Origin of the sequence: Stutzerimonas stutzeri (genome assembly GCF_009789555.1) — a bacterium.
Lineage (GTDB): Bacteria > Pseudomonadota > Gammaproteobacteria > Pseudomonadales > Pseudomonadaceae > Stutzerimonas > Stutzerimonas stutzeri_R.
The window spans coordinates 2985728-3009258 of the sequence record NZ_CP046902.1; the positions used below are offsets into that span (position 1 = coordinate 2985728).

The 23531-nt window shown below is 58.8% G+C and carries 18 protein-coding genes; 5 read left to right on the top strand and 13 right to left on the bottom strand.

The window, feature by feature from the left end; translation table 11 throughout:
• Positions 1-58: 58 nt before the first annotated feature.
• From GQA94_RS13790 to GQA94_RS13805, 4 genes are all read left to right on the top strand, one after another.
• Positions 59-952, top strand: coding sequence for an AraC family transcriptional regulator (locus GQA94_RS13790; protein ID WP_158188559.1), 894 nt, complete (start codon positions 59-61; stop codon positions 950-952).
• A gap of 160 nt (positions 953-1112) precedes the next feature.
• Positions 1113-2207 carry a hypothetical protein gene (locus tag GQA94_RS13795; RefSeq protein WP_125882712.1) on the top strand — a complete coding sequence of 365 codons (1095 nt, stop codon included), beginning with the start codon at positions 1113-1115 and terminating at the stop codon, positions 2205-2207.
• Between the two features lie 190 nt (positions 2208-2397).
• Positions 2398-4107, top strand: coding sequence for an ATP-dependent nuclease (locus GQA94_RS13800; RefSeq protein WP_125882713.1), 1710 nt, complete (start codon positions 2398-2400; stop codon positions 4105-4107).
• On the top strand, positions 4100-5533 hold the full coding sequence (locus GQA94_RS13805) for a UvrD-helicase domain-containing protein (protein ID WP_158188560.1): 1434 nt from the start codon (positions 4100-4102) through the stop codon (positions 5531-5533). The genes GQA94_RS13800 and GQA94_RS13805 overlap by 8 nt, the downstream gene beginning before the upstream one ends.
• 321 nt (positions 5534-5854) lie before the next feature.
• Here the strand turns inward: GQA94_RS13805 and GQA94_RS13810 are convergent, their stop codons facing one another.
• The 5 genes from GQA94_RS13810 to GQA94_RS13830 all read right to left on the bottom strand — a co-directional run bounded on the left by GQA94_RS13810 (position 5855) and on the right by GQA94_RS13830 (position 12351).
• On the bottom strand, positions 5855-6637 hold the full coding sequence (locus GQA94_RS13810) for a (S)-acetoin forming diacetyl reductase (RefSeq protein ID WP_125882666.1): 783 nt from the start codon (positions 6635-6637) through the stop codon (positions 5855-5857).
• A gap of 70 nt (positions 6638-6707) precedes the next feature.
• Positions 6708-8039 carry a carbohydrate porin gene (locus GQA94_RS13815; RefSeq protein WP_125882667.1) on the bottom strand — a complete coding sequence of 444 codons (1332 nt, stop codon included), beginning with the start codon at positions 8037-8039 and terminating at the stop codon, positions 6708-6710.
• 130 nt (positions 8040-8169) lie between these two features.
• Positions 8170-9618 carry an NADP-dependent succinate-semialdehyde dehydrogenase gene (gabD, locus tag GQA94_RS13820; protein ID WP_125882668.1) on the bottom strand — a complete coding sequence of 483 codons (1449 nt, stop codon included), beginning with the start codon at positions 9616-9618 and terminating at the stop codon, positions 8170-8172.
• A 103-nt stretch (positions 9619-9721) separates the two neighbouring features.
• Positions 9722-11392: a flavin-containing monooxygenase gene (locus GQA94_RS13825; protein WP_125882669.1), complete on the bottom strand. Its 1671-nt coding sequence runs from the start codon at positions 11390-11392 to the stop codon at positions 9722-9724.
• Positions 11393-11550: 158 nt separating this feature from the next.
• A complete protein-coding gene (locus GQA94_RS13830; protein ID WP_125882670.1) occupies positions 11551-12351 on the bottom strand; it encodes an SDR family NAD(P)-dependent oxidoreductase in 801 nt (266 codons plus the stop codon).
• Positions 12352-12658: 307 nt separating this feature from the next.
• On the opposite strand from GQA94_RS13830, the gene GQA94_RS13835 reads away from it, so the two are divergent.
• Positions 12659-14527 (top strand): sigma-54-dependent Fis family transcriptional regulator, encoded by a 1869-nt coding sequence (locus GQA94_RS13835; protein WP_125882671.1) that lies wholly within the window; start codon positions 12659-12661, stop codon positions 14525-14527.
• A 61-nt stretch (positions 14528-14588) separates the two neighbouring features.
• Here GQA94_RS13835 and GQA94_RS13840 read toward each other — a convergent pair whose 3' ends face one another.
• From GQA94_RS13840 to GQA94_RS13875, 8 genes are all read right to left on the bottom strand, one after another.
• Positions 14589-15518 (bottom strand): electron transfer flavoprotein subunit alpha/FixB family protein, encoded by a 930-nt coding sequence (locus tag GQA94_RS13840; RefSeq protein WP_125882672.1) that lies wholly within the window; start codon positions 15516-15518, stop codon positions 14589-14591.
• Entirely contained in the window at positions 15519-16268 is a 750-nt protein-coding gene (locus GQA94_RS13845) for an electron transfer flavoprotein subunit beta/FixA family protein (RefSeq protein WP_125882673.1), read from the bottom strand. It abuts the gene before it with no gap.
• A gap of 38 nt (positions 16269-16306) precedes the next feature.
• A complete protein-coding gene (locus tag GQA94_RS13850; RefSeq protein ID WP_158188561.1) occupies positions 16307-17782 on the bottom strand; it encodes a tripartite tricarboxylate transporter permease in 1476 nt (491 codons plus the stop codon).
• Positions 17783-17806: 24 nt separating this feature from the next.
• Complete coding sequence (locus tag GQA94_RS13855; RefSeq protein ID WP_125882675.1) at positions 17807-18319, bottom strand: tripartite tricarboxylate transporter TctB family protein; 513 nt, start codon at positions 18317-18319, stop codon at positions 17807-17809.
• A gap of 60 nt (positions 18320-18379) precedes the next feature.
• On the bottom strand, positions 18380-19366 hold the full coding sequence (locus GQA94_RS13860) for a Bug family tripartite tricarboxylate transporter substrate binding protein (protein ID WP_125882676.1): 987 nt from the start codon (positions 19364-19366) through the stop codon (positions 18380-18382).
• A gap of 102 nt (positions 19367-19468) precedes the next feature.
• Entirely contained in the window at positions 19469-20701 is a 1233-nt protein-coding gene (locus GQA94_RS13865; RefSeq protein ID WP_125882677.1) for a CaiB/BaiF CoA transferase family protein, read from the bottom strand.
• A gap of 72 nt (positions 20702-20773) precedes the next feature.
• Positions 20774-21976 carry a 3-oxoadipyl-CoA thiolase gene (locus GQA94_RS13870; protein ID WP_125882678.1) on the bottom strand — a complete coding sequence of 401 codons (1203 nt, stop codon included), beginning with the start codon at positions 21974-21976 and terminating at the stop codon, positions 20774-20776.
• Between the two features lie 23 nt (positions 21977-21999).
• On the bottom strand, positions 22000-23529 hold the full coding sequence (locus tag GQA94_RS13875; RefSeq protein ID WP_158188562.1) for a 3-hydroxyacyl-CoA dehydrogenase: 1530 nt from the start codon (positions 23527-23529) through the stop codon (positions 22000-22002).
• Positions 23530-23531 lie beyond the last annotated feature (2 nt).

Genomic DNA, 23531 nt, shown 5'->3' on the forward strand with positions numbered 1-23531 from the left:
CTGCCTGTTTCTGCTTTTTGCTTGCGCTGCTCGCGCTTCGCCATTCAGCATGGCCGGCATGAACGATCAACTGAACGAACTCCGCATCCTCGCCGCCAAGGCCGAAAACCGCCGCACGGAGACGGGCATTCCTCGCGTCGCCATGGTCCAGGGCAAGATTCCCGAACACATGCTGGCGGCGGTCTATGACCCGATGATCAACCTGATCCTGCAGGGCAGCAAAACCATGACCGTGGGCGATCGCACGCTGCGGTATGACCCGGCGACCTATTTCGTCATGTCCATCGAGCTGCCCGCAGTGGGCACGGTGCACCCTGCGGAATCAGGCGAGCCCTATCTGGCCATCAGCCTGACGCTTGACCCCGCTGTGTTATCCACCCTGCTGGCGGACCTGCCCAAACCCGTCGGGCATCATGAAAGCGACCCCGGTTTTTCAGTAGCTGCCGTTACGCCAGAGCTGATGGATGCCTGGGTGCGCATGTTGCGATTGATGGGCAACCCGGATGACATCGCAGCCCTCGCTCCAGCGTACGAACGCGAGATTCTGTTTCGCGTGTTGCAAGGCCCCCATGGTTGGATGTTGCGGGAAATCGCAGCGCCGGATACCGCCATGGCTCGAGTAAATCTGGCCATTCAGTGGATCCGCCGAGACTTTGCGGAGCCCATCAGGGTTGAAAGTCTGGCGCAAAAAGCGGCGATGAGCGTCTCGGCCTTTCACCGTCACTTCAAAGCGGTGACGACCTTGAGTCCGTTGCAATATCAAAAACGTGTGCGATTGCTTCAGGCGCGGATGCTCATGGTGGCCAGCGCCAGAAGCGTCACGGCCGCGGCATGCGAGGTGGGCTATGAAAGCCCCACACAGTTCAGCCGGGATTATGCGCGGGTGTTTGGCCTCCCTCCTGCCAGCGACGCACGAAGAATTCTCGGGGAAGCGAAGGCGTCCAGAAATTAACGGGTGGAAGGAGACGCGAAAAACTTCCTGAGGCTTTTGCCTAAACGAACAGTGAAAGGCAGCAGTCGGCCAATAGCTGCCTGTTCGTAACGGGGGAAAGCTTCCGGAAGGGGATGCCTGAACGCGTATGCTTACGAACTCGCGCTGTAGGTACTACGACATGCCCTCAATTCATACCCTGAACGCTCGCGGCAACATTCTGCTCCCTGTAATGCGTGAGTGCTTTTCCCTCAGCGATGCACGTACCTTTGCTGAAATACAGAATTTTCATGGCGAGTGCGTCGGTATCCTTAAAGCCAAGGGGATCGACTACGCCTCGCTCAGGACAGCCCTGACCCCGCAACCAACAAAGCACGAGGCGGCGTTCCTTTTCGATACGGATCTTTGTGCCCGGAGCTTCGTGCCTGGAGTGGAGTGCGCCGAAGCGCTATTTAGCGCGCTGGATGCCCAAACGACCCAAAGCATCTTGGGTGGAGAGCTTTTCGGCTCAGGCGATCAGCTTGCGCGCAAGCTGCTGGATCCCGCAGTAGTCAGCATAAAACCGAGTTTCCGTCTGCCCGATACGTGCTTCGTCTTGTACGTGAACAACCTGTCCGAAGGTGCTATTGCTGCCGTCGACACCAAACTCCAGCAGCTTCCTGCCTACGTAGGCTACTTGCCGTGCACTTACTCAAGCGCAGCCAAAACCTTCACCTCGCTGAACCTGATGAATTATGTGATCAAGCATGGCGGTACAGTCATCATGGGGCACGAAGATGATCGACCGAACACGCAGGACTTTAAGCTCCACCAGAATGACTACGTGAAACAGGGTTTCCGACTCAGGAGCATTCAGTCGATCTACTTCGGCACATTCCTCTCGTACAAGCCTGAACGCCTGCTGCTCGATGTCACCGACGACGACCTGGAGGTCGCGGTAAGGGCCATGTCGCCTGCTGTAGCACCGCTGGCAGAGTTCACGGTCCTCATTGAGGATGCCAAGTTCGAGAAGTACCTTCAGACCACGAAACTAGGAAAACTGCGAAAGGCCGGCTTGGCAGAACTGACCAAGGCCGAGCTTGAAACCGCAATCCGAAGCAAGCTGCGGATGAACTACCTGTACAACCTCGAGTGGGTGAGCCAACCGACCCATCAGCTCAGCAAATTCAACATCCTGCTTGAGTTCCCGCGAGTTGGCGGCCACCCGGAACGTGTAGTTGTGGCCCTGGAGTACCGCCCGGTCGACCGCATCCTTCGCCTTGTCACCATTACCTGACTACCCCAAGCCTTCAGAACATGGTCTTGCCTAACCGCTGCTGGACTGACATTGCTCTTTTCAATGTCGGGTGTCTTATGCTGCAGTTAGAGGGTAAAAAGGCAAATGCACCACCAAGGACGAGCTGTGGCGACTGTGACATGAGCAGAGCCCCCAGTTTCATATACGAAGTTATGGAGAACGTTGCTCGGTGAAAATCAGAAAAATTACGATCAAGAACTTTCGTGGGGTGAAAGAGCTTGACTGGGCCCTTCCTGCATCCGACATCTTCTGCCTCATAGGGAAGGGCGACTCCTCCAAGTCGACGATCCTAGAGGCAATCCGATTTACGTTCTATCCCCAATGGAATCTCACGCTCAGCGATTCAGACTTCTATCAATGCAAGGTCGAGAACACCATCACCATAGAAGTCACGATTGGCAATCTGGCTGAAGAGTTCTGCTCACTACACAAGTACGGCCCCTACCTCCGCGGCTGGGACGCAGCTGCTCGAATTCTCACGGACGAGCCGGACGACCATCTAGAGAATGTTTTGACCGTACGGCTCACGGTCGAAAAGGATCTGGAGCCGAAGTGGATCGTGGTCTGTGATCGCAACCCCGAGGGGACACCGTTCAAGCAAGCTGACAGAAACAAAGTCAGTGTGGGCCTGATCGGTGCGTACAGTGAGAAACAACTGTCCTGGGCGAATGGAACAGCGCTGGCCAAAATCACGGAGGCACAGAGCTTGAACGAGCTGCTGGCGAATGTCTCCAGAAACGCCAGGACATCGCTAGACACCGATCGTGATGCCAATCTTGTTAACTTCGATGCGGCGGCGGCGAAATCACAAGAGATGGCCAAGCTGCTCGGCGTACCTGTGGTGGATTCCTACAAAGCTCACCTTGATCTGAGCTCCCTAAATCTGAAAGTGGGCGGGCTGTCGCTGCACGACGGCGATATGCCGCTACGTCAGTTGGGCCTTGGATCGCGCCGGATGCTTCTGTGCGGCATTCAAACTGTGGGGCTAGAAGAAGGCCACATCACCTTGTTTGATGAGGTGGAGTTTGGCCTAGAGCCGCACCGGATCACCCGCCTCATCAAGCACGTGAGAGATGACGAACGAGGGCAGTACTTTCTCACGACCCACTCTCCAGCCGTGCTGCGCGAACTCACCGTGAATGAGCTTCATGTGGTTCACAACGCCGACGGCGTGGTTCAGATCATTTCCGCTGCCAAAGAAGGCCTTGAGGATCACGAGGTTCAAGGGAAGATTCGATCAAGCACCGAAGCATTTCTGGCAAAGAAGGTGGTGGTTTGCGAAGGCGCAACAGAGGTCGGCTTCCTGAGGGGTTTTGACGACTTCCAGATGGCGAGCAAGAAGGATCCGTTTTCCTTCCACGGTGTTGCGCTGCTAGATGCAAAGGGAGGCAGCAAGGTAAAGGCACTTGCGAAAGCCTTCAAATCGCTTGGCTATGACGTGACGGTGCTCGCTGATGGTGACGCCGAAGATCAGTTCTCTCCAAAGGATGAGAAAGAGCTAGCGGCTCTGAACATCCCAGTTCTGATGTGGAGCGACAAGCTTTCACTTGAGGAGAGGGCCTTTCAGGATCTTCCGTGGCCAAGCGTGCTAGCTAGTTTAAAACTCGCTCAAGACGAGCTGAGCTTCCCTGTGTACGACCATGTGCGCTCTAGGCTCCTTGCAGGAGATTTAGACAAGGACGCTGGCACTTGGATAGATCGTCCTGAGCTGCGTACAGCCATAGGTGTTGCGGCGAAGAAGTCCTGCTGGTTCAAGGACACCACTAGGGGTGACTTATGGTTTAAGGCGGTAAGCCAAGCCTTCCTCGACGCTGATTTCGCCCAAAAGAACCTTGCACTTGAGCTCGGCAAGCTTTGGGCATGGGCAGAACATGTCTGAGGAGCTAGCAACCAAGCTCAGCAATTGCCCAAACCGAGGGTACGTTATCGCACCTGCTGGATACGGCAAGACGCACCTCATTGCGTTGGCAGTGCGGGCCGCTGGCGGCCGGCAACTGATCCTGACTCACACCTTTGCGGGCGTGAACTCGATAAAAACCAAGATGACGTTACTTGGTGTTCCTGCTTCCAAATATCAGGTGGATACGATTGCAAGCTGGGCGCTGCGCCTTTGTTTGGCCTACCCCAAAAGCTCCGGCTGGGCGACTGAAAATCCGACCAGCAAGCAGTGGGGCAAGCTCTATGAAAGCTGCTCGGGATTGCTGAAGAAGCAGTTCATTCGCCATGTCGTATCAGCCACTTACACGGGAGTCTATGTAGATGAGTACCAGGACTGCTCCGATTCACAGCACTCGCTGGTCTGCGCCTTGGCAGATCTCTTTCCCTGCCGGATCCTGGGCGATCCCCTGCAGGCCATCTTTGACTTTGAGGATGGTAAGCCTGTGGACTGGAACGCAAGCGTGTATCCCACTTTCGACTGCCTGGGCGAGCTAGATACCCCTTGGCGTTGGAAACAGGCTGAAGCACATGAGCTGGGCGCCTGGCTGAAGGAGGCGCGGAAGAAGATTGAGCTGGGGCAAAAAATTGATCTAGTTGGTGGACTACCACGCAGCGTGATTCGCGTTGCAACCGCTACCGCGTTTCTGGAGGCCAAACAGTATTCATCGCTGTGCGACCAGCTAGGGCACAACGAGAGCGTGATTGCTCTGCACTGTGGGGATCCCAAGTCCAAGAATAAGACCCACCTTTTGGCCCGAAGCATGGCAGGTCGATTTTCTTCTATCGAGGAAGTTGAAGGCACAGACCTTCACTTATTCATCAAGAAGCTCGGAGTCGCGAAGACTGCCCAAGCGGGATTTCTTCTTGCCTTGGATTTTGCGAAAAAGTGTTTTACTGGCGTGACCAAGGCTTTGACTGCCGGAACCCAGAGAGGCGAGGTGGCGAAACTTAGTAAAAGCACAAAGTACCCACTAGTCCTGCATGCAGCGAATGACTACCTCAGCAACCCATCAAGCAGCCACCTCAAGTCGTTTTTTCTTGCGCTGAAGTCAAATCCAGAAACATCGCCCTACCGCCGTGACCTCCTGTATCGCTTACTCAACGTGCTGAAGCTACACATAGATGGAGAAGGAGCAACTCTCTCAGAGGCCGCAAACCTGTACCAGCGCGAAATGAGGCATACGGGGCGGCCTCTCAGCCACAGGAAGCTCATTGGGACAACGCTGCTAGTCAAAGGCCTGGAATACGACCATGCCGTCATCCTTGATGCAGACTCGCTTGACGCTAAGCATCTGTATGTCGCGATGACACGTGGGTCGAAGTCCCTCACCATCATCGGTACGGGTAGATACATTCCAGCAAAATGATCTGATGCCATAGACCCATAGGGCAGGGACCTCCGAAGCGCCTGTGAGCCCCTTTCAGTCTTGAGCAGTCCGCTTTTGGCCGACAGCGGCACTTCAGATGTCAGCGTCGGCAGTATTCTTCTGCATCGATATTCCAGTTTTCATACTGGCGGAACGTGAGGCCTTATATGCACAGCCTTCGGAACGTGGTGCCGGAAAACACCCAGCAAAACCCAACCAAAAAAACCGGCCATCTCGGGTTCAGAGAATGACCGGTAAACGCGCCACATACTATTCAGCGACAGGCGTTCTTGGCAGAGGCAGCTGCCTGCTCAACGCCACTCAGTTAAACACCATCCCTCCGTCAATGATGACCGCCTGCCCAGTCATATAGTCCGAATCCGGCCCGGAAAGGAATGACACGCAGGCCGCGACGTCCTCAGGCTGAGACAGACGTTTCAGGGTAATGTGTTGGGCGAATTGTTCCATGCCCCACTCAAAGCTCTGGTTGGCATTGTTTGCCACGTCCTGGGCGACCTTGCGCATCATCGGTGTATTCACGATACCGGGGCAGTATGCGTTTACGGTGATACCCAGGTGGGCCAGCTCTCTGGCGGCCGTTTGGGTGATGCCTCGCACAGCGAATTTAGTGCCGCCATAAACGGCCAGGTCCGGATTGCCGACATGGCCTGCCTGCGATGAAGCGCTGATGATTTTCCCGCCGTGGCCCAATGCCTTGAACGCTTTTACAGCAGCCTGGATGCCCCACAGGACCCCGCCTACGTTAATGTCGAAGGTTTTCCGGTAGATGTCCGGGGTGATGGTTTCGATCGGGGCAATCGGCGCGATACCTGCGTTGTTGATGACCACATGTAGTTCGCCCAGCCCATCGACCGCTTGCTGGACTGCTTTGAATACATCATCGCGATCGGCCACATCGACCTTGATCGCCAGGGCAGTGCCGCCGTTCGATTTGATTCTCTCGACAACCTGGCTGGCCGTCTCAATATTCATATCGGCGCATGCTACCGCAAAGCCATCAGTTGCCAATCGCAATGCAATGGCCTCACCAATGCCTTGGCCGGCGCCAGTAACAAATGCAACTTTTCCTTGGGACTTGGTCATTTCCGGTTTCCTTCTAGATTGTTATGGGAAATCAAACAGCGGCTACAGCTGCGCACAGGATCTCGCGGGATTAGAAATTTGCCTGGAGCTTCACGCCTGCGACGAGTGCGTTTTCTACCTCATAAACACCGCCCGGGTGGCGGACGTATTGCAGGTTCGGGCGGACGGTCAGCCAGTCGGTAACATGCACACCGTAGTTGAGTTCGATGTTGTATTCGCTGTGCTGCACAGGAACGTACTGCGGGTTGTCATAATCAGTAATGGCGTTGGCAGTGTTGATCTGGCGCTGACGCTTGGTGACGTCATCGTTGACATGGATTCGAGCAACCCCCAGACCGATATCGTCCTTGGGGCGAGCATCAAACGGACCGGTGTAGACCAGCCCGATGTTCTGAAAACTGTCGATACTGCTGGTTTCTCTATCATGGAAGGTGAAATTGGCAAATACGCTCAGGCCACGGGACGCATCGCCATTACGCGACGTTAGCTGCTGACGGCCCATGACCCACCAACCGCTTTTGCGGCTGCGGCTTTTTGCGGTCATACCGGTCACTCCTTGCGGGCGGCCATCGACGTCCTCGTAAATGTCGTTGGCACTGGCGCTGCTGTGGTAATAGCCAAGTCGGTATTCGCCTGGTAGCGCATGGGTACCCACGGTTGGCTTCCAGATCACCTCTATCGGGACCAATGCTCCCTGGGTGCCACTACCGCTGAGCTTGAAGCCGTTACCGACTTCCAGATTCGAAGGATTCTGCTCGAACACTCCGATCTGCACCGCCCAGTGGTCATCCAGGTTGTATTTGGCACGTAGCGCCCATTGGCTGACGGGACCGCTGTACCAGACATCCCCCGCTACGTTGCCGATGGGAGCGGCGCAGAATGCCAGGCTCTGGAAGTCGCAAGGGAAGCTGTTGAAGTCCTCGTTGACGCCCATGCGCCCAATCTTGAGATCCAGCGCCTCATCGAAAAACCGTTGGCGATACCACATTTGGGTCAGGCGCCAGGTTTGCCCGCGCCCCCATACCTCCTGCACGGAGCTGAGCTGCCCGGTACGTGGATCGCCGATGCGTTCGTTAGACAGGTTGTTGCCGCTTCGCTCGGTGACCAGCAACTGGAACTCGGCGGCATTCCAGCCAAGGAGTTTCTGCAGATCCAGATTGGCGCCCAGGGCCCATTGCGAGGTGTATCGGGCGGTGCGGTCATCGTTATAGCCGCCACTGAGATTGGCAGCGCCCTCACCGACGTAGCCGATGGTGAAATTCACACCTTTTTCGAGCAGTTCAGTGCGGGTGCCGCCCCAGTCCCCCAAACCCCATCGGGACGAGTCGCCGGCAGCAGCAGCGGGAAAAGCGATGCATGCAAAAAGGCTTAGCCCTACGGGCAGGCGCCAGAGGTTATTCATGTCGATTGGTCCTTGTTGTTATGGTTACGACACAGCGTTATCCAATCCGCAAGGCAGGGCCGTTGCAGCTTGGGGAATAGCGATCAATGCAAGATGAGCGTGGCCCGACCTCAATGCTCAGCCAGGTCAGCTAGATTCCCGCCAGACACAGGTATTTGATTTCGAGGTAATCCTCGATTCCGTACTTGGATCCCTCGCGCCCAACGCCGGACGCCTTGATGCCGCCAAAGGGCGCCGCTTCGGAGCTGATGATTCCGGTATTCACGCCGACGATGCCGTACTCCAGCGCCTCGCCGACGCGGAATACGCGCCCCAGATCGCTCGCGTAAAAATAGGCGGCCAGCCCGAACTCGGTATCGTTGGCTTTGCGGATGACTTCGGCGTCATTGAAGAAGCGGAAGACCGGAGCCAGAGGGCCGAAGGTTTCCTCTTTCGATACGCGAGCGATATCCGGCACGTCGACCAGGATCGTCGGCTGGAAAAAGTTGCCTCCCAGTTGATACGCCGCACCGCCCTGAAGCACCTTGGCGCCCTTTTCGATGGCGTCCTCGATATGCTCGCGCACCTTGGCGACCGCCTTCTCATCGATCAGCGGGCCAATGGTGGTGCCCTCGGCCATGCCATCTCCGAGTTTCAAACTGCCCACTGCTACGGCCAGCTTGTCGACGAAAGTGTCGTAAACCTTGTCGTGTACGTACAGGCGATTTGCACACACGCAGGTCTGGCCGGCGTTGCGGAATTTCGAGGCAAGAACGCCCTCTACAGCGGCGTCCAGGTCGGCATCTTCAAAGACGATAAACGGCGCATTGCCACCGAGCTCGAGGGATATCTTTTTGATGTCATGGCTGCACTTCTCCATGATCGTGCGGCCAATCTCGGTGGAGCCGGTGAAAGAGATTTTGCGGACCACCGGGTTGCTGGTCAGCTCTTCGGCAATCTCGGCGGCCGAGCCGGTCACGACCGACAGCACACCTTTTGGAATACCCGCTCGCTCGGCAAGCTCCACCAGGGCCAGCGCCGAAAAGGGCGTTTGCGAAGCCGGCTTGATCACCATTGTGCAACCTGCGGCCAATGCAGGTCCTGCCTTGCGGGTGATCATGGCGCTGGGAAAATTCCACGGCGTGATGGCGGCGCACACCCCTACGGGCTGCTTGAGTACCAGCAAGCGCTTGTCGGCAGAACCCGGGATCACGTCGCCGTAGATGCGCTTGCCCTCCTCCGCATACCACTCGATATAGGAAGCCGCAAAGACGATCTCACCACGCGCTTCGGCCAGGGGCTTGCCTTGTTCGAGGGTCATGATGCGGGCCAGGTCATCCTGGTTTTCGATGATCAGCTCGTACCAGCGGCGTAACGTAATGGCCCGCTCTTTTGCCGAAAGGGCGCGCCAGGCAGGCAGGGCACGATCAGCGGCTTCAATGGCGCGACGGGTTTCCGCCCCGCCCATGCGCGGAACATGGCCAATCACTGCGCCGGTCGATGGGTTGCCGACAGTGATGGTGGCGGCACTGTCGGCACCGATCCACTCGCCGTCGATATAGGCATGCTGACGAAACAGTTCGGGTTTTTTCAGGTTCACTGCATGTTCTCCGTCGGATACGCGGCGCCTCACGGGCGCCGTTCGAACGCACTCGCCCTCGCGAGGCGGCAACGAGTGCGCTTTCTTCGCGTTGATGTTCCGGTCAATGCTGGGCTTTTTGGGCGTAGCTACCGGACGGGCTCAGGCTCGTGAACTTGAAGCCTCGATAGCCTTCGTTCTGGACCGACGCGAGAATGTCTCTGAACGGGCCCAAACCGCCCATGTAGAAGTAGACGGAGTTGGTCTTGCCAGGAATGTTGGCGCCGAAGATCCAGGAATCGGCCTTGGCGAACAGCGTCTGGTCGGCGATCTCACGGCAGGTCACGCCCCACTGGCGTTCAGATTCAGGATCGGGCTCCATGCAGGCCAGCTCTTTTTCTTCCATGAAGCCGATCATGTCGGATACCCACTCCACCTCTGTCTCGATGGTGGGTGGCAGGTTGGTGAACGGACCGTTCGGGCCGAGAATCATGAACATGTTGGGGAAGTTGGCGGTCGCCACCGACAGGTAGCTGGACGGCCCTTCGCTCCAGTGATCCTTGATGCTGACGTCATTCCGGCCGCGGATATCGATGCGTTTGTAGTTGCCGTCCACCGCGTCGAAACCGGTGGCGAATATCAGCACGTCCAGCTCGTGCTCCACGCCATCGGCGGTACGAATGCCCGCTTCGGTGATTTCCTCGATCGGGTTGGCTTTGACGTCCACCAAGGAGACATTCGGCCGGTTGAAAGTGGCGTAATAGCCGCTGTCGCATAGTGGACGTTTCGCATAGAGGTCGCGCGGCATCAGCTTGCGCGCCGTTTCCGGATCCTTGACGATCTCGCCGATCTTCTCGCGAATGAAATCTTGAGCGGCCCGATTGGCTTGCTCGTCGATCGCAATGTCGTTGAAGGTCTGGAACATGAAGCGGAATCCACCACCGCCGTCCCAGGCACGCTGGAAGATTTGTTTACGCTCTTCCGGCGACACGCTCATCGTTGGGATGTCGCTTTCCTCAAAACCGAACGCCAGGCGAGACGAGCGTACCTGTTGCCAGATCGCATCATAGTTACGCTTGATGTCATCGACGTACTCGCGGCTAACCGGACCATTGCCGACAGGGACGGTGTACTGCGCGGAGCGCTGGAACACGGTGAGATGGTCAACGGTAGGCGCAATGGCCGTAATCACCTGGCAACCGGTCGAGCCCGTGCCTATGACGCCGACGCGCTTGCCCTCCAGAACGGCATCGGCTGGCCAATTGGCGGTGTGGTACATCTTGCCCTTGAACTGCTCCATCCCCTTGATCTTCGGCACGTTGGTGGCAGACAGCAGACCAAGCGCGGTGACCAGGTACTTGGCGGAGTACTGGTGCCCATTATCAGTGGTGACGGACCAGCGGTTGGTTTGTTCGTCGAACACGGCCGAGGTGATCGCCGTTTCCAGTTGGATATCCTTGCGCAGGTCGTGGCGATCAACCGCATGGTTCAGGTAGGACAGGATCTGCGGCTGGTCGACGTAGCGGGTGGTGATGTCCCACTCCTGGCAAAGCTCGCGATCCCACGAGAAGCAGTACACGAAGGTTTCACTATCGGACAAGGCGCCTGGATAGCGATTCCAGAACCAGGTGCCCCCAACGCCAGCTGCCTTGTCGAAGGCACGCACCTTCAAACCAAGCTCGTCGCGCAGTTTTTTCAGCATATAGATGCCACCAAAACCGGCACCGATGATGATCGCGTCAAGGTTGGTCACGTTGGTGCCAACGGAGCGTTTAGCCAGAACTGTAGTTGTCATTGTGTTCTCCTGATTGATCGGTGCACCTGAAGTCATCGCTCGTTCGCTAAGAGAATCTTCAGGCAAGCCGGTACCGTCTCCCCCAAAAACAAGATCGGGGGCGTGTCGAAACTCGATAGGTGAAGTGAGCGGATCAGCCCGACCCGCTCCGCTCTTACTTACAGCGAGAAGCCACCATCCACCGCGATTGCCTGGCCTGTGACATGAGGCGCGCAGGCGAGGTAGACCGCCAACTGGCCCATGTCCTCGACGGTTTGCGCTTCGCCTTGTGGTAGCAGGGCCGCCTGATGCCGCTCCCAAGATTGCTCCTCGGTTTCACCCGGCTCAGCCCAACGGCTGGACAGCCCCTCGTCACCGCGCCACATGCCAGTACCCACGACACCGGGGCACAGCGCGTTGACCGTGATGCCTTCACGGGCGACTTCTTTGGCGAATGCGTTGGAAAAACCGATGACAGCGAATTTGGATGCGCTGTAGTGAGACAGGTCCGGGAAGCCGACCTTGCCGGCGATCGATGCCAGATTGATGATGCGACCGAACCTGTGCTCACGCATCAGCCGCAGTTCAGCCTGGCAACAGAGGAATACGCCGCGTGCGTTGATGTTCATGATGCGGTCCCACTCGCTGACTGGCAGCTCGTCGACCTTACCCAAACTCACTACGCCCGCGTTGTTGACGGCTACATCCAGGCGACCGTAGTGCTCGCGTACCTGCTCGATCATTGCGCCAACGCTGTCGGGTTGGCTCACGTCCACTTGCAAGGCGATGGCGCGGCGGCCAATTGCACGCACACGGGCGGCGGCTTCTTCAGCGATGCCGAGGTCATAGTCGGCGAGTACCAGATCAGCGCCGGCTTTTGCCAGGCTCAAGGCGATGCCTTGGCCAATACCGCGGCCAGCGCCTGTTACCAGGGCAACCTTGCCGACCAGGGAAAAATCGACAGCAGTAGATTCGCTCATGAGATGCCTCTAATTATTGTTGTTGAATGCGACCGCTCATGGCGGTTCGCTGAGACGGATGGAGCAAATCAGGTGCCAATCTTAGAACTATCAGCTCAAAGCACCGTTCCAGAGCGCTTCCAGCATCGCGAAAGGCGAATTGCGATCGCAGCCGATCAAGACGTTATGTCTCGCGATGAGCGGGACGAAGGGAGAACGGTGAGACGTTATGTCTCACCCTGTAACGCAAATCGATTCAGCTTGTGGACACCGGTCAACACGCATTAAATGGCTGTACAAAAATTAGAATTGACCATGCGGAGGTAACATGTCCTCTGGTTACTCAAAGGCTCATGTGGAACACGTGAGCAGAGTGCTACGCACTGCCCAAAGCGCGCCGACGCTTCCCGTTCCGAGCAGCATCGTCGACTCCTGGCGCCGTTCGGTGCAGCACCACCAACTCGATCCAGGCTCGCTGCAGGGCCCACGAGTGCTCGAAGCACACCAACTCAATGAGCATCGAGAGCGTATCGATGATTTCCTGAGGCTGGCGGGCAATGAGATTGGTCGACTCCACCATCGAGTGCGCGATGCCGATTATTGCGTGATGCTCACCGATACCTTGGGATGCACCGTCGATTACTGCATCGATTCAACGATCCGCGGCGAGTATCGACGTGCCGGCATCGACCTCGGCACGTGCTGGACGGAAAGCGAAGAAGGCACCACCGCCGTATGTGCGGTTCTGATCGATAAGCAGCCGATCACCGTACACAAGCAGGATCACTTTCGCGCAGCGTTCATCGGCAACACCTGCTCTGCCGCCCCGGTCTTTTCCCCTTCCGGCGAGCTTTTCGCCGTTTTGGACGTATCCGCCATACGTTCGCCGGATGACAGGCGTAGCCAACATCTGATCCGTCAGATGGTCATTCAAAGCGCCGCTGAAATCGAAAATGCGTACTTCATGTACAGCACCCAGGATCTTTGGGTGTTGCGCGCGCATCCGTTTCCCGGGTATGTCGATAGCCAACCGCAGTTCCTGTTCGCATGGGATAGCGATGGTGTGATCCAGGCGCTCAATCCCGCCGCACGGCGGTTGCTGCTACAGCGTCACGGCCGGATTCCGGATACCGTCGATGAAGCCTTTATTTCAGACCGGCTTCCTGATCGCGCTGATGACACGGTTCATTACCTATCTGCGCTGAACCTACATGTGCGACTCAAAGCGCCAAGACGCCGTCCGAGCGCACGTGCAACCGGCAAGGTGGTCGAAGCGCTCGATCCAACGGTTGCCCGAGCTCTTGAACTGGCGGTGCGCGTCAAGGACCGAGGGCTGCCGGTATTGATTCATGGTGAGACAGGCGCTGGCAAAGAGCACTTCGCGTTGCAGTTGCATGCAGCCAGCAAACGCAAGGACAAGCCCTTCGTCGCCATCAATTGTGCGGCGATACCAGAAAACTTGATCGAAAGTGAGCTGTTCGGCTATTCGGCCGGCGCCTTCACCGGCGCATCAAGTAAAGGCATGCGGGGTCTGCTGCAACAGGCCGATGGCGGCACGCTATTTCTTGATGAGATCGGCGATATGCCGCTCACGCTGCAGACCCGCCTGCTGCGGGCATTGAGCGAAGGCCAAGTGTCGCCATTAGGCGCCTCACGCCCACAGGCCATCGACATTCAGGTCGTGTGTGCCAGCCACCGCGATCTCGTGACGCTGGTCGAGCAAGGTACGTTCCGTGAAGACCTGTACTTCCGCTTGAACGGCGCGCGCTTCGATATCCCGCCATTGCGCGAGCGCACCGATAAACTGGCCTTGATCAATAAGCTCTTGGACGAAGAATGCACGCGATCCGCAGAGCGCTTCCAACTGAGTGACGCGGCCTTGGAGATGCTGTTGAACTACAGTTGGCCCGGCAATATGCGCCAGCTGCATCATGCGCTGCGATATGCCTGTGCGGTGTGCGCCAGCCAGGTGATCGGTATCGAAGACTTGCCGGTAACGCTTGCTATCAGCGCCCCGGTGAACGGGGAGGAAACGTCAGCAGGAGACCCGGAACGTCAAGCGCTGATCGACACACTAGTACGCAATCGCTGGAAGCCGGTACTTGCTGCACAGGAGCTGGGAATTTCCCGTGCAACTCTTTACCGCCGCGTGAATCAGTACGGCATTAAGATGCCCGGCAAGGGTTCGTATAACTAGACGTCCATAGTTGAATGCCACCCTCCCGCTCAGCCAGCGCGAGGGCGGCTGCCCTTCTGACTCAAACGAGTTTTTCCAGCTCCGGCAGAATCTCGAACAGATCGCCTACCAGGCCGTAATCGGCAACCTGGTAGATGGGCGCTTCTTCGTCCTTGTTGATCGCGACGATCACTTTGGAGTCCTTCATACCTGCCAGGTGCTGGATGGCACCGGAGATACCCACCGCGATGTACAGCTGCGGCGCAACGATCTTGCCGGTCTGGCCGACCTGCATGTCATTTGGTACGAAGCCGGCGTCGACCGCCGCACGCGAGGCGCCGACGGCAGCGCCAAGCTTGTCGGCCAGCGAATACAGATGTTTGAAGTTCTCGCCATTCTGCATGCCACGACCACCGGAGACGACAATCTTTGCAGCAGTCAATTCCGGACGATCGGATTTGGCCAGTTCTTCGCCAACGAATGACGAAACGCCTGCGTCGCCCGTGCCGGAAACCTGTTCGACGCTAGCCGAACCACCTTCAGCGTTGACCGGATCGAAACCGGTCGCGCGAACGGTGATCACCTTGATCGGTGCGCTGGACTGGACAGTCGCGATGGCATTACCGGCATAGATCGGACGCTTGAAGGTATCAGCGCTTTCTACCGCAATGATCTCGGAAATCTGATCAACGTCCAGCTGGGCGGCTACGCGAGGCAGGAAGTTCTTGCCGTTGGTAGTAGCGGCCGCCAGGACATGGCTGTAATCCTTGGCCAGACCCGCGATCAATGGCGCGACGTTTTCCGGCAATTGATTGGCGTAGGCCGCATCTTCTGCAACCAGCACCTTGGAAACGCCTTCGATTTTGGAAGCCGCTTCGCCAATGGCCGCGCAATTGCTGCCGGCTACCAGCACATGAATGTCGCCGCCAATGGCTTTTGCGGCGGCCACGGTGTTGAGGGTCGCAGCAGCCAGAACGGCATTGTTGTGTTCAGCGATAACCAGGATAGTCATTTAGATTACCTTCGCCTCGTTCTTCAGTTTCTCGACCAGTTCAGCCACGGACTTGACCTTGATACCTGCGCTGCGAGCAGCTGGTGCTTCGACTTTCAACGTCTTCACAGTGGAGGTGGTCGATACGCCCAGTGCGTCGGGTGTCAGCACTTCCAGCGGCTTCTTCTTGGCCTTCATGATGTTCGGCAGCGACGCATAGCGCGGCTCGTTCAGACGCAGGTCGGTGGTGACGATCGCCGGGAGGTTCAGCGCAACGGTTTGTGCGCCGCCATCGATTTCACGCCCGACCTTGACCTTGTCACCTTCCACTTCGACTTTCGACGCGAAGGTGCCCTGAGCGAATCCGGTCAGTGCGCCCAGCATCTGGCCGGTCTGGTTGTTGTCGCTGTCGATGGCCTGCTTGCCGAGAATCACCAGTTGTGGCTGTTCCTTGTCGACCACGGCCTTGAGTAGCTTGGCCACGGCCAGGGAGTTCAGCTCTTCGGTCGACTCGACCAGTACGGCGCGATCTGCACCCAGTGCCAGCGCGGTACGCAGTTGCTCCTGGGCAGCGGTCGGACCAATGGAAACCACGACGATCTCGCTCGCGACACCCTTCTCTTTCAGGCGCACGGCTTCTTCCACGGCAATTTCGCAGAAGGGGTTCATCGACATCTTGACGTTGGCGAGGTCGACGCCGGAGTTGTCCGCCTTAACGCGAACCTTGACGTTGTAATCGACCACTCGTTTGACTGTTACCAGTATTTTCATATTGTCTCCGATTGCAGGCACCACAGAGGTGGCGGCGATCAATTGGTGCGTAGTGATTGAAGGTAGCGGCGCAAGGCAAAGCCCAGAGATAGCACCGTCAACGCGATGAAGAACCAGTCGATGGGGCCACGAATAAACACATCGAAACTGTTGCTGCTGATCAGCAGGGAACGACGGAAGTTGTCTTCCAGCATGGGCCCCAGGATGAAACCGATCAGAAACGGTGCTGAGGCAAATCCGGTACGGTTGAAAATGAAGCCGACCAGGCCGAACACCAGCATGACAGCGATATCGAAGGTGCTGTTGTTCACGGCGTAGGCGCCGTAGATGCAGAACATCAAAACGATGGGGAACAGGATCCGCTTGGGAACGTCGGCAATCCGGGAAAAATACCGGATCGCCAGCTTGCCGGTACCGAACAACACCACGGAGCTGAGCATGATGCCGCAGAACAGCGCGTAGATCAGATTCATGTTCTCTTGGAAAAGAATCGGTCCGGGAGTCAGTCCATGGATCATGAAAGCGCCGAGGATGATCGCGGTGATCACGTCGCCGGGGATTCCCAATGACAGCAGCGGAATCATGGTCGCGCCGGCAACCGCGTTGTTGCCCGCCTCGGCTGCGGCTACACCCTCGATTTCACCCTTGCCGAAATTGTCCCTGTTGGGCGAATTGCGGCGTGCCTCCGAATAGGAGATGAACGAAGCGGCTGTCGCGCCAGTGCCCGGAATGGCACCGATGATCACACCGATGAAGCTGCCTCGAATGATGCTGCGCATGCTGCCTTTGAGCTCCTGCCAAGTCACGTCGGCACCCGCCACGGCGGTCTGGATGTGCTCCCGGGCCCGCGACAGATAGAACTCAAGAATCTCGGGAATGGCGAACAGACCAATCAACAGCGGGATGAAGTTGATACGATCCATCAGATTGTAATTGTCGAAGGTCAGACGCTCGGTACCGTAGACCGGATCCATGCCAACCAGCGCGAGGATCACCCCTAGAGCAGCAGCGACCAGCCCCTTCATCACCGAATCACCGGAAACCGAAATGATGATGGTCAGCGAGAAGCAGATCAGCCAGAAATACTCCGGCGGCCCGAAGTTCAGCGCCAGCTTGGCCAGGTAACCCGCCAGGAAGATCAGCGACAGATTGGAGATGAAGTCGGCGATACAGGACGCGTACAGCGCCATGGACAGTGCCTTCTTGGCTTCACCTTTCTGCGCCATCGGGTAACCGTCCAGCAGCGTGCTGGCCGACGCTGGCGAGCCCGGTGTGCGGATCAGAATGGCAGTGATCGATCCGCCATACATGCCGCCCTTGTAAATACCGACCAGCAGCAGGATCGCGGTGACGGGCTCCATGCCGAAGGTGAACGGCAGCGCCAGGGCTACCGCCATGGTTGCGGTCAACCCGGGTATGGCTCCGATCACGACGCCAATCACCACGCCGACCGCGATCATCAGGATGTTTTCCACGCTCAGGAAAAGGCTGAGCACCTCAAGCATCTGGTCCATTTCATAATCTCATCAAGCGGGTACTCAATATCCCCAGAGCGAGCCGTAAGGCAGGGGAACATTCAGGCCATAGTCGAAGGCCAGGCAGATACCGATCGGCATCGCAACACCCAGCAGATAAATGCCAATGCGCCTGACCCCCATGGCTACGAACAGCAACATCGTGGCCAGCACGCCACAGACCGCCGCGCCCAGCAGCTCGAGCCCGAAGTAGTAAACGGCGAAGGCCAGCAACGGCAGCAGCCATTGATGGAGCGGCAAGTCGCGCAGTTTGGTGTATTTTTCTTCCCGCTCACGCTTCGGGCCAAACATCGCGCCGAGCACCAGACCGATACCAAGCAACAGAATCATCCAACCCATGATCTGAGGAAGGACCAGGGGCGACAGCAGCGGTGACTGAAGCCTGCGAGGCTCAACGATGTACGCTGGAACCAGATAAAACAGAAACGTAAGGGATGCCACGATGAGAACCAGACCGGCAGCTGCATCGACGCTGGCAAGCCTGGAGACTCTCTGGCGAATGGCGGTGTTTTTCATAATCCATCCAGTTAGGCAGAGGCGTCCCGCGCGGCGACGCCCCCTTGAAGCTATTGAGGCTTATTCGCCGAGTCCGGCGGCTTCGACCAAATCAGCCCACTGCTTAATATCCCGCTCGACCATGGACTTGAACGCTTCCCCGGATTCCTTGCCGGCGACAGCGCCCAGCTGCGGTAGGAAATCCTCGAACGCCTGGCTTTGCATGACGTTTTGCACGCCGGCCTGCAGCTTGCCGTAGGCCTCGTCGGACATCGAGGCGCTCCCAATAAGACCGAACCAGGCGGAGGTGGCAAAGTCGGACAGCCCCTGCTCAACACCAACGGACTGCACGGTCGGCACGTCCGGCAGGAAGGGCGAAGGCTCGCTGGTGCTGACAGCCAGTACCCGCAGTTGCCCCGACTTGATCATCGGATAGACAGTCGGCAGGTTCTCGAATGAAAAGTCGACATCACCCGACAGCAGTGCCGGAAGCGCCTCGCCACTTCCACGGAACGGAACGTGGGTCATCTGGGACGCACCGATCTTGGCTTTGAACAGTTCACCCGACATATGGATGGAGCTGCCGATACCAGGCGAGCTGAAGGAGGTCTGCTCGGTCTTCGCGGCTTGCACGAACTCTTCGAAGGTCTGGAACTTGCTCTTGGCCGGTACGACGAGGACGTTAGGGATATCAATAATGTTCTGAATAAAGCGGAAGTCTTTTACCGGGTCATAGGCCAGGGGATAAAGACTCGCGCCAACAGTGTGCCCCGGGGACGCCATCAGCACGCGGTAATCGGCATCGCGCTTGGAAACCCGGGCCAGTTGCGCGGTGGCAACAGTGGTGCCCGCACCCGGGCGGTTCTCGACGATAACGTTCACACCCAGTTCCGTGCCCAGAAGGTCGGCCACCCGACGGGACAGGATATCCGTGGAGCCACCGGCGGCGTACGGAACGACCAGTGTGATGTTCTTGGACGGCCAATCGGCAGCCTGGGCGGCCGTACCGAGCAGCGGAAGCAACACGGCAGCGCTTGTCGCCACCAGCATTTTCATCAACTTGTTCATATTATCTCTCTTGTGGTTGCGTATTTGATGACCCGGCATGTCGCAACATGACCGGGCTTACGTCCAGCTCAGGCAGTGAGCCAGTACCGGTTACTGGATGGGTTACGTGAGTTGCTCGATGACCCCCTTGTCTTTCAGAACATCCAGCGCATCGGCTGAAAGCCCCAGGACGGATTTCAGAACCTGCTCCGTGTGCTCACCGAGCATCGGCGCAGGCCGCTTGTACTCGACCGGCGTGCCCGAGAGCTTCACCGGGCTCCCGACCATCCTGAAGTCCGGGTTCTTGGCGTGCGGGATATCGACCAGCATGTCGCGCGCCAGCACCTGCGGCTCGGCCAGGGCGCGGCCGATGTCGTTGATCACGCCGACTGGTACCTTCGCCGCATGGATCCGGGTGACCCAGTTGTCGGCGGTGTCCTTGAGGAAGTGCTCGGACAGCAGCCCGACGATGGCGTCGCGGTTGCGCACGCGGTCGGCGTTTTTGGTGAAGCGCGGGTCCCGCGGCAGTTCCGGCAGGCTGATGGCATCGCACAGGGCTACGAACTGAGTGTCGTTGCCACAGGCAATGATGAAATCCATGTCGCTGGCAGTGAACACCTGATATGGCACGATGTTGACGTGGGCGTTGCCCTGACGGCCCGGCGGTTTGCCGGTGCTCAGGTAGTTCTGGCTCTGGTTGCCCAGGGCCGCCACCTGCACATCCAGCAGCGCCATATCGCAGTGCTGGCCGCGACCAGTCTTTTCACGTGCCAGCAACGCCGCCTGAATGGCGATGGTGGAATACAGGCCGGTCATTACGTCCGCCACGGCCACGCCCACCTTCTGCGGGCCGGCACCCGGCACACCGTCCTTCTCGCCGGTGATGCTCATCAGACCGCCCATGCCCTGGATGACGAAGTCGTAGCCGGGCTCTTCGGCGCGCGGGCCGGTCAGACCGAAACCGGTGATCGAGCAGTAGACCAGACGCGGATTAAGATTCGACAGGCTGTCGTAGTCCAGCCCGTACTTGGCCAGCGAGCCGGCCTTGTAGTTCTCGATCAGCACGTCGGAGGTTGCCGCCAGTGCTCGCACCAGCTCCTGACCTTCCGGCGTGGCGATGTTCATAGCCACCGACAGCTTGTTGCGGTTGGTGGACTGGTAATAGGACGCCTCGATGCTGTTCTCGCCATCCGGCGTTTTCATGTAAGGCGGGCCCCAGCCACGGGTGTCATCACCCACACGCGGCCGTTCGACCTTGATCACTTCGGCGCCAAGGTCGGCCAGCACCTGGCCGCACCAGGGGCCAGCCAATACACGACTCAGGTCGAGCACCCGAATCCCACTCAATGCACCCATGTCTCTTACCTTTTCAACACGGCCGGCGCAAAACTCCGCCGACCTGGTTCAGATGAGCAAACGGCGTTTTGCTCAGACGCGCTCGATGACCATGGCCAGGCCCTGGCCGACACCGATACACAGGCTGATGACCGCGTAGCGCTTGCCGCTGCGCTGCAATTCGCGCGCGGTGGACAGTGCCAGGCGCGCCCCGGAAGCCCCCAGCGGATGACCCACGGCGATCGCGCCACCGTTCGGGTTGACGCGCGGGTCGTCGAACGCCACATGCAGGCCCTTCAGACAGCCCAGCACCTGCGAGGCGAAGGCTTCGTTGATTTCGATGATGTCCATATCGGTCAGGCTCAGGCCAGCACGGGCCAGTGCCTTGTTGATGGCTTCCACCGGTCCAACGCCCATGATGCGCGGCTCGACGCCGGCAACGGCGGCGGACAGGATGCGTGCCATTGGCTTGAGGCCGTGCTTCTCGCCAGCGGCCTGGCTGCCGATCAGCAGCGCGGCGGCACCGTCGTTTACGCCCGAGGCGTTACCCGCGGTGACCACGCCGTCTTCAAACAGCGGGCGCAGCTTGGTCAGTGCGGCCATGTCGGATTGCGGACGCGGATGCTCATCCTCGGCGATCACGCTCGGCGGGGTCTTGCGACCGGTCGGCACGCTCACCGGCACGATCTCCTCGGCGAAGAAACCAGCCTGGCGCGCGGCTTCGAACTTGGCCTGAGAGGCAGCGGCAAAGGTGTCGGCCTCTTCACGGCTGATGCCAAATTCGAGGGCCACGTTGTCGCCAGTCTGCGGCATGCTGTCGTTGCCGAACTGCTCGATGATTTTCGGGTTCGGGAAGCGCGCGCCGATGGTGCTGTCGTACATCGTGAAGTCGCGGCTATAGGCCTTCTCGGCCTTGGCCATGACGAACGGGGCGCGCGACATGCTTTCCACGCCGCCTGCAACGAACAGTTCGCCTTCGTTGCAGGTGACGGCGCGTGCAGCATCGACGATCGCGGCCAGGCCACTGGCACACAGGCGGTTGACGGTCTGGCCGGGCACGGTGACCGGCAGGCCGGAGAGCAGCACGGCATGACGGGCGATGTTACGGCTGTCTTCACCGGCCTGGTTGGTGTTGCCGAGGATCAGGTCGTCAACGGCAGCCCCGTCAACGCCGGTGCGCGCAATCAGCTCGCGGATCACGTCGGCAATCAAATCATCCGGGCGAACCGGAGCCAGACCACCGGCGTGGCGACCGAAGGGAGTACGCAGGCCTGCGTAGATGTAGGCGTTCAGCATGATGATACCTATAAAGGAAAGGGTTATATGGTGGACGGCTCATCCAGGCGCAGCGATAGCCCCAGCAGGGCACGGCGACGCAGCCAATGGCTCGGGCGATAACGCGGGTCGCCGGTCACGTTCAGCATGCGCTCGAGTATGGTCAGCAGGCGACGCGGACCGAGGCTGTCGCCCCAGGCCAGCGGACCCTGCGGATAACCCAGGCCCAGACGCACGGCCTGATCAATATCCTCGGGGCTGGCGATCCGCTGCTGAGCGATGTCGCAGGCTAGGTTGACCACCATGGCCAGCACGCGCTGCGCTACGAAACCGACGCTGTCGCGAATCACGGTGACGCCCACGCCATCGCGGGCGAACAGCGCATGGGCGGCAGCGCGCATGTCCGGACGGGTAGCCGGGGTCATCATCAGAGTGCGATGGCGAGACAGATCGGTCAGCAGGTCCACGCACACCGTGCGGGCGGCATCCACACCGAAGCGGTTGGCTGCGGTGGTGGCGTCATCGCCGTACGGCGCAATCAGGCACAGCGCCTGCTCGGAAGGACGATCGCCTTCCTCCACCTGCGCACCCAACGCATCGAGCAGCACGGCCAGCTTCTGCTGATCGTCTGCGCTCTCGGTGGCGACCCACACTGGCGGCAATTGCTCGACGCTCGGCACCGGTTGCGGTCGCGGCGCATCGACCATCTGGCCGTTCTGGTAGCGGTAGAACCCCTGCCCCACCTTGCGGCCCACGCGGCCGGCCACCAGCATCTGGCGGGTCAGCGGGGACGGCGTGTAGCGCGGGTCGTTGTAGAACTGGGTATAGATCGATTCCATTACCGGATGGGAAACGTCCAGCGCGGTGAGGTCGAACAGCTCCAGCGGGCCCATGCGGAAACCGGCGCCTTCGCGCAGGATGCGGTCCACATCGCCTTGCGGGGCGACACCCTCACCGAGGATCTTCAGGGCTTCGGTACCGTAGGCACGGCCGGCATGGTTGACGATGAAACCTGGGGTGTCCTTGGCGCGCACACCGGTGTGGCCCATGCGCCTGGCCAGGTCCAGCAGGGCATCGCTGACGGCCGGATCGGTGGCGATGCCGTCGATGACTTCGACCACCCTCATCAATGGAACAGGGTTGAAAAAGTGAAAGCCGGCGACTCGCTGCGGATGCTGACAGGCTGTGGCGATGGCGCTCACCGAGAGCGACGAGGTGTTGGTCGCCAGGATGCATTCGGCGTCGACGATGCCTTCGAGCTGAGTCAGCAAGCCGCGCTTGGCATCCAGATTCTCGACGATGGCTTCCACCACCATGTCGCAAGCGGCGAGCTCTTCGATGGCGGTGACAGGCTTGAGCAGCGCCACGGCAGCGTCGGCGGAGGCCTGGGTGATCTTTTCCTTGGCCACCAGTTTGCCTAGGGTACTCGCGAGATTGTCGCGGGCAGTCACGGCTGCGCCCTCACGGGCATCATACAAACGCACTTCCACGCCAGCCTGCGCGGCAATCTGGGCTATGCCTGCACCCATTACGCCGGTGCCGACCAGCCCCATGGTGTTAATCGAGCGAGCCATGC

Bases quoted from the DNA above. Each gene is read 5' to 3' on its own strand.
- GQA94_RS13870 (WP_125882678.1), bottom strand. From the start codon at position 21,976: ATGCTGAACGCCTACATCTACGCAGGCCTGCGTACTCCCTTCGGTCGC.
- GQA94_RS13865 (WP_125882677.1), bottom strand. From the start codon at position 20,701: ATGGGTGCATTGAGTGGGATTCGGGTGCTCGACCTGAGTCGTGTATTG.
- GQA94_RS13830 (WP_125882670.1), bottom strand. From the start codon at position 12,351: ATGAGCGAATCTACTGCTGTCGATTTTTCCCTGGTCGGCAAGGTTGCC.
- GQA94_RS13825 (WP_125882669.1), bottom strand. From the start codon at position 11,392: ATGACAACTACAGTTCTGGCTAAACGCTCCGTTGGCACCAACGTGACC.
- GQA94_RS13875 (WP_158188562.1), bottom strand. From the start codon at position 23,529: ATGGCTCGCTCGATTAACACCATGGGGCTGGTCGGCACCGGCGTAATG.
- GQA94_RS13795 (WP_125882712.1), top strand. From the start codon at position 1,113: ATGCCCTCAATTCATACCCTGAACGCTCGCGGCAACATTCTGCTCCCT.
- GQA94_RS13860 (WP_125882676.1), bottom strand. From the start codon at position 19,366: ATGAACAAGTTGATGAAAATGCTGGTGGCGACAAGCGCTGCCGTGTTG.
- GQA94_RS13840 (WP_125882672.1), bottom strand. From the start codon at position 15,518: ATGACTATCCTGGTTATCGCTGAACACAACAATGCCGTTCTGGCTGCT.
- GQA94_RS13805 (WP_158188560.1), top strand. From the start codon at position 4,100: ATGTCTGAGGAGCTAGCAACCAAGCTCAGCAATTGCCCAAACCGAGGG.
- GQA94_RS13855 (WP_125882675.1), bottom strand. From the start codon at position 18,319: ATGAAAAACACCGCCATTCGCCAGAGAGTCTCCAGGCTTGCCAGCGTC.
- GQA94_RS13850 (WP_158188561.1), bottom strand. From the start codon at position 17,782: ATGGACCAGATGCTTGAGGTGCTCAGCCTTTTCCTGAGCGTGGAAAAC.
- GQA94_RS13790 (WP_158188559.1), top strand. From the start codon at position 59: ATGAACGATCAACTGAACGAACTCCGCATCCTCGCCGCCAAGGCCGAA.
- GQA94_RS13835 (WP_125882671.1), top strand. From the start codon at position 12,659: ATGTCCTCTGGTTACTCAAAGGCTCATGTGGAACACGTGAGCAGAGTG.
- GQA94_RS13845 (WP_125882673.1), bottom strand. From the start codon at position 16,268: ATGAAAATACTGGTAACAGTCAAACGAGTGGTCGATTACAACGTCAAG.
- GQA94_RS13815 (WP_125882667.1), bottom strand. From the start codon at position 8,039: ATGAATAACCTCTGGCGCCTGCCCGTAGGGCTAAGCCTTTTTGCATGC.
- GQA94_RS13810 (WP_125882666.1), bottom strand. From the start codon at position 6,637: ATGACCAAGTCCCAAGGAAAAGTTGCATTTGTTACTGGCGCCGGCCAA.